General features: G+C 68.7%; 7 protein-coding genes and 1 tRNA gene. 4 read left to right on the forward strand and 4 right to left on the reverse strand.

Annotated elements, in window-relative coordinates; all coding sequences use genetic code 11:
• The 3 genes from ASE86_RS00190 to ASE86_RS00195 form a co-directional block, all read left to right on the forward strand.
• Nucleotides 1–995: ribonuclease (locus ASE86_RS00190; protein ID WP_235523940.1), on the forward strand; the 995-nt coding region annotated here is incomplete at its 5' end.
• Complete coding sequence (locus ASE86_RS15565) at nucleotides 973–1,155, forward strand: DNA gyrase inhibitor YacG (protein ID WP_082441559.1); 183 nt, start codon at nucleotides 973–975, stop codon at nucleotides 1,153–1,155. The genes ASE86_RS00190 and ASE86_RS15565, both read left to right, overlap by 23 nt.
• Before the next feature lie 37 nt (nucleotides 1,156–1,192).
• Nucleotides 1,193–1,268, forward strand: a tRNA-Phe gene (locus tag ASE86_RS00195).
• A gap of 20 nt (nucleotides 1,269–1,288) precedes the next feature.
• On the opposite strand, the gene ASE86_RS00200 is transcribed toward ASE86_RS00195, so the two are convergent.
• Nucleotides 1,289–2,581, reverse strand: a complete 1,293-nt coding sequence (locus tag ASE86_RS00200) for an MFS transporter (RefSeq protein ID WP_235523941.1) — start codon at nucleotides 2,579–2,581, stop codon at nucleotides 1,289–1,291.
• A 92-nt stretch (nucleotides 2,582–2,673) separates the two neighbouring features.
• Between ASE86_RS00200 and ASE86_RS00205 the strand changes: the two genes are divergently transcribed.
• Nucleotides 2,674–3,606, forward strand: coding sequence for a rhodanese-related sulfurtransferase (locus ASE86_RS00205; RefSeq protein ID WP_082441561.1), 933 nt, complete (start codon nucleotides 2,674–2,676; stop codon nucleotides 3,604–3,606).
• Here the strand turns inward: ASE86_RS00205 and ASE86_RS00210 are convergent.
• From ASE86_RS00210 to ASE86_RS00220, 3 genes are read right to left on the reverse strand one after another with little or no spacing between them, the layout of a single operon-like run.
• Nucleotides 3,596–3,949, reverse strand: coding sequence for a HesB/IscA family protein (locus tag ASE86_RS00210; RefSeq protein ID WP_056421536.1), 354 nt, complete (start codon nucleotides 3,947–3,949; stop codon nucleotides 3,596–3,598). The two genes, ASE86_RS00205 and ASE86_RS00210, sit on opposite strands and share 11 nt — an antisense overlap.
• A complete protein-coding gene (locus ASE86_RS00215; protein ID WP_056421537.1) occupies nucleotides 3,949–4,410 on the reverse strand; it encodes an SUF system Fe-S cluster assembly protein in 462 nt (153 codons plus the stop codon). The genes ASE86_RS00210 and ASE86_RS00215 overlap by 1 nt, the downstream gene beginning before the upstream one ends.
• The gene (locus tag ASE86_RS00220; protein ID WP_056426319.1) at nucleotides 4,407–5,564 is read right to left on the reverse strand and encodes a cysteine desulfurase; all 1,158 of its coding nucleotides are present in this window, start codon (nucleotides 5,562–5,564) and stop codon (nucleotides 4,407–4,409) included. The genes ASE86_RS00215 and ASE86_RS00220 overlap by 4 nt, the downstream gene beginning before the upstream one ends.
• Nucleotides 5,565–5,675 lie beyond the last annotated feature (111 nt).

The following is a 5,675-nucleotide window of genomic DNA, read 5'->3' on the forward strand; positions in this document are numbered from 1 at the left end:
CACGGGTAGGTCTGGACGTGCTCATGCCTGAATGGCTGATCGAACACGGCATCGGCGAGACCCGGCTCGCGCTGATCGACGGCGACACGATTCTCGAAGCGCGCATCCTGCCCGAGGGCGAGCTGATCGCCGGCACCATCGTCCGCGCCCGCCTGATCGCGCGGATGCCCGAACGCGGCCAGGGCATCGTCGCGTGGGGTGACGGCGAAGCGCTGGTCGCGCCGCTTCCTGCCGGCGTCACCCAGGGCGCCGAGACGCTGGTCGAGATCACCCGCCCCGCCATCCCCGAACCCGGCAAGCCCAAGCGCGCCCGCGCCCGCCCGGCCCGCGCCGAGCTGCGCGAAGGCCTGGCGGCGGCCGACCTGCCCGCCGCGACCATGCTGCGCCACACCGACCCGGACCGGTTCGAAGCCGCCGGCTGGTCCGAACTGCTGGAGGAGGCGGCGACCGGCCGCGTGAGCTTGCCCGGCGGCACGCTCGACATCGCGCTGACCCCGGCGATGACGCTGATCGACGTGGACGGCACGCTGTCTCCGGCTGCACTGACGACCGCGGGCGCCACCGTCGCCGCGCGCGCCATCCGCCGCCTCGACCTGGCCGGTTCGATCGGCATCGACCTGCCCGGCACCGACAAGGCCGCGCGCGCGGCCGCCGCCGACGCGATCGACGCCGTTCTGCCGCAACCCTTCGAGCGCACCGCGGTCAACGGCTTCGGCTTCGTCCAGATCGTCCGCCCGCGCCGCCGCCGGTCGCTCCCTGAGATCTACGCGATGGAGGCCCCCCTCGCCCACGCCCGCGCGCTGCTGCGCCGCGCCGAGCGCAGCCCCGGCATCGGCGAACGCGTGCTGACCGCGCAACCCGCCGTCATCGCCGAGATCGAGTCGCGCCCGGCCTGGACGCGGGAACTCGGCCGTCGCACCGGCACCGCGATCGTCTTGCAGGGCGACCCCGGCCTCGCCATATCCGCCGGCCATGTCCAGGCCCGCCACGCGTAACCTCTGCCCCGTCTGCGCCAAGCCCTCGGCCGCGCCGCACAGCCCGTTCTGTTCGCAGGGGTGCCGCGACCGCGACCTGCTGCAATGGCTGGGCGAGGGCTATCGAATTCCGGGGCCCGCCGCCGATCCGGGACTAGACACGCCCGATTCCCACGACTAAAGGCAGCGCTCCTTCGCGGGCCAAGTACCGCGTGAATGCCTAGGTAGCTCAGTTGGTAGAGCATGCGACTGAAAATCGCAGTGTCGGCGGTTCGATCCCGTCCCTAGGCACCATTCCCCCGACATCGCTGATTTCAAGCCGCTCCCCGCGCGCGGTCGATCTGTTCCAGCGACTTGCCTTCGTTGCGCGGCGCCCAGATCATCCCGATCACGCCCGACGCCACCAGAAAGCCGGTCAGGATCCATGCAAGCACCGTGAAGTCGTACGCCGCCAGCGTCGGCACCGCGAGGCTCCAGATGCCAAGGCCGATGCGGACGATCGCGAAGGTCAGCCCTTGCGCGGTGGATCGGATGGCAGTCGGGAAAAGCTCGGCCGACCAGAGCTGGAAGAAGCTCTGCGCGCCGAAGCCGCCGGCCACCCCCATGATGACGATATGCGCGACCACCACCTCCAGCCGGAAGCCGAAGATCGCGAGCAGCGCCATGCCGACGACGTGCAGGACGGCCGAAATCCCGAACAGCGTGCGCTGGTTGACGCGGTCCGACAGGGTCATGAAGATGCCCAGGATCGACAGCATCCCGATCAGGAAATAGCTCGCCGGCAACATCGTCGCGGTCCATTCGGGCAGGTTGTTCCGCTCGATCAGATAGGGCGTGAAGAAGCCGTTGTAGCCCGCCCACAGGTTCCAGAACCCGTACATCGCGGCAAGGAACAGGACCGACCCGAGATAGGGCGCGCGTAGCAGCAGGCGCCAGTCGCGCGAAGCCTGGGCGCCGTCGGACGCCGCCTGCGCCTCCTCCCATCGCTGCGATTCGCGCATTCGCGAGCGGAGGAAGGTGAGGGCAAGCGCCAGCACCATCAGATGGATGAACAGCCAGCGCACGCCGTCGAGGCCGAAGGGCTTCAGGAAATAGGCCGCCACCAGCACCGCGACCGGCCCCAGATACCACAGCAGTTGCGCGACACCCGAATGTGCCCCGCGCTTCGTGTCGGGCGCCTGCTCGGCGATCAGCGACCAGGACGCCGGGATGTCCGCCCCGACCGCCAGACCGACCAGCACGAAGCCCAGCACGATCATCCACGGGGCGGACGCGAACACCAGCCACGCCATGCCGAACGCGTAGAACAGCATGTCGTACTGGTAGATCCGTTTCCGGCCAAACCGGTCGCACAGCACGCCGCCGATCAGCGCGCCGACACCGGCGGAAATCGCGTTCGCACTGAACGCGGCGATCAGGCCGATGAAACTGTCGGACAGGCCGTATACGTCCTTCCACAGCGCCAGTGCGACCGATCCGGCGACGATCGACCCGGCGTCGATGTAGTTGGCCAGCCCGGCCAATATGGTGTCCCGCCAGCCCGCGTTCGGTTCGCCCGACATTCGCATCCCCTCGACCGCCTCCTGCCGGATCATCGCGGCAGGCATTTCCTACAGTATGATTATCTTTCCCGTTTAATGGGAGCAAGTGACCTTTCCCGCCAATTGAGCATGGGCGGCAGCGGGGCTATGAGCCCGACGTGTCCCAATCCCCGCTGCCTTTCCGCGTCCTTGCGCTCTATCGCTTCACGCCGTTCGCCGACCCGGCCATGATCAAGCCGGCACTGCTTGCGGTGTGCGAGGCCCACGACGTCCACGGCACGCTACTGCTCGCGACCGAGGGGCTGAACGGCACGATCGCCGGCCGCGATGCGGGCGTGCAGGCAGTGCTGGATCACCTGCGTGCCCTGCCGGGCTGCGCCGATCTCGCCGGCCGCGAATCGCGCGCCGCGGCTCCGCCGTTCCACCGGATGAAGGTACGCATCAAACGCGAGATCGTGACGATGGGCGAGCCTGCGGTCGATGCGTCCGACGCCGGCACCTATGTCGCGCCGAAGGACTGGAACGCGCTGATCGCCGATCCCGACACGGTCGTCGTCGACACGCGCAATGCGTACGAAGTGCGTATCGGCACGTTTGCCGGCGCGGTCGATCCGGCAACGGACAGCTTCCGCGACTTCCCGGCCTGGGTGCGCGAGAACCGCGCGGCGCTGGAGGGCAAGCGGATCGCGATGTTCTGCACCGGCGGCATCCGCTGCGAAAAGGCGACCGCGCTGGTGAAGGCGGAAGGGTTCGCCGACGTCCACCATCTGCAGGGCGGTATTCTGAACTATCTGGAGCACGTCGCCCCGGCCGACAGCCTGTGGCGCGGCGAGTGCTTCGTGTTCGACGAGCGCGTGGCGGTCGGCCACGGTCTGGAGATCGGCACCCACGGCCTGTGCCGCGCCTGCCGGATGCCGGTCAGCCCGGAGGACCGGGCGTCGCCGCTGTACGAAGAGGGCGTGTCATGCCCGGCGTGCCACGATACCAAGGATACGGCCCAGCGCGCGGGCTATGCCGAACGGGCGAAACAGGCGGCACTCGCCGAAGCGCGCGGCGAGCGACATGTGGGGCAGCGGTCGGTCAGACCGTGAAGCTTTCCCCGCACCCGCACGCGCCCTTGGCGTTCGGGTTGTTGAATACGAACCCCGCGGCGAAGTCGTCCTCGACCCAGTCCATCGTCGATCCGACGAGATACAGCACCGACGCGCCATCGACGAACAGCGTGCCGCCCGGTGTCGCGATCGCTTCGTCGAACGGCGCGGCTTCCGTCACATAGTCGACCGAATAGGCAAGCCCCGAGCAGCCGCGCCGCGGCGTCGAGAGCTTGACGCCCACCGCCCCCTCCGGCGCACGCGACATCAGGTCGGCGACGCGCGCTTGCGCACCGGGGGTCAAATTTAACACGGCAGGCCGTGGTCGAGCAATCGTGGCCATTACAACATCCCGAGTTCGAGCTTCGCCTCGTCGCTCATCTTCGACGGGTCCCACGGCGGATCCCAGACGAGGTTGACGTCGACGGTGCCCACGCCGGGGACCGCGCCGACGCGCAGTTCGACTTCGGCGGGCATCGATTCGGCGACCGGGCAGTGCGGCGTCGTCAGCGTCATCGTGACGACCGCATGGCCGTCGTCGGTGACCTCGACGTTGTAGATCAGCCCGAGTTCGTAGATGTTCACCGGAATCTCGGGGTCGAAAATATCCTTCAACGCCGCGATGATCCCGTCGTAGGTCTCGCCGCCGGGCTCGCCCGCAGCCAACCCCTTGGGCTTTTCCGCCAGGAAGCCGGAGAGATAGTCGCGCTTGCGCTCGCCCGTCTCCTCCATCGCATCCTCGACCCGCGCACGTGGCGGCGGGGCCACGGCGTCCACTTCCTCGACAGCGAACCGCTCGCTCATCCGAATATCCTCGTTACTCGCTTGATCCCCTTCACCAACGCATCGACGTCGGCAGGGGAGTTATAAACGCCAAAGCTCGCCCGCGCGGTCGCCGCCACGCCCAGCAGGTCCATCAGCGGCTGTGCGCAGTGATGGCCGGCGCGGATCGCCACCCGGCTCTCGTCCAAGATGGTGCCGATGTCGTGCGGATGCACCCCCTCGACCGCGAAACTGACGATCCCGGCCGAGTCCGCCGGCCCGAACAGCGTGACCGAATTGATCCCCGACAACGCATCGCGGGTCGCCCGCACCAGCGCGGTCTCGTGCGCGTGGATACGATCCAGGCCGATCGCGCTGACGTAATCGATCGCGGCGTGGAGCCCGAGCACGCCGACGATGTGCGGCGTCCCTGCCTCGAACCGGGTCGGGGCGGGGGCGTAGGTCGTGCGCTCGAAGCTCACCTTGTCGATCATCGACCCGCCGCCCTGATATGGCGGCATCGCCTCGAGCAGGTCGGCACGGCCCCACAGCACGCCGATGCCGGTCGGGCCGTAGAGCTTGTGCCCGGAAAACACATAGAAGTCGCAGTCGAGCGCGCGCACGTCGACGCCCAGCCGCGCGACCGCCTGGCACCCATCGACCAGCAGCTTCGCGCCGACGCCGTGCGCCAGGTCCGCGGCATGGCGGACGTCGAGCACCGAGCCGAGCACGTTCGACACATGCGCCAGCGCGACCAGCTTGTGGCGCTCCGTCAGCATCCGCTCACACGCGTCCAGATCGATGCGGTGGTCGGCGGTCAGCGGCACGACGTCGATGGCTAGGCCCTTCGCCTCCGCGACCATCTGCCACGGCACGATGTTCGAATGATGCTCCAGCGCCGACAGCAGGATGCGGTCGCCGGCCTTCAGCTGCGTGCCGGCCCAGCATTGCGCGACGAGGTTGATCCCCTCGGTCGCACCACGGACGAAGACGATTTCGCCCTCTTGCCCGCCGATGAAGCTCGCGACGCGGCGGCGGGCGGCCTCGTAGGCGAGCGTCATGTCGGCCGAGCGCTGGTACACGCCGCGGTGAACGGTGGCATAGTCCTGCGCGTAGCCACGGGCGATCGCATCGATCACGGCCCGCGGTTTCTGTGCGGTGGCGGCGGTGTCGAGGTACGCCCAGCCTTCGGGAATGGCGGGGAAGTCGGCGACCGTGTCTAGCTCCTCCCCGGCACGGGGAGGGGGACCGCGACGCGCAGCGTCGGGGTGGAGGGGGCTCTCCGAAAGGGATGAACCATGAGGCGC

Source organism: Sphingomonas sp. Leaf33, from assembly GCF_001421785.1.
Lineage (GTDB): Bacteria > Pseudomonadota > Alphaproteobacteria > Sphingomonadales > Sphingomonadaceae > Sphingomonas.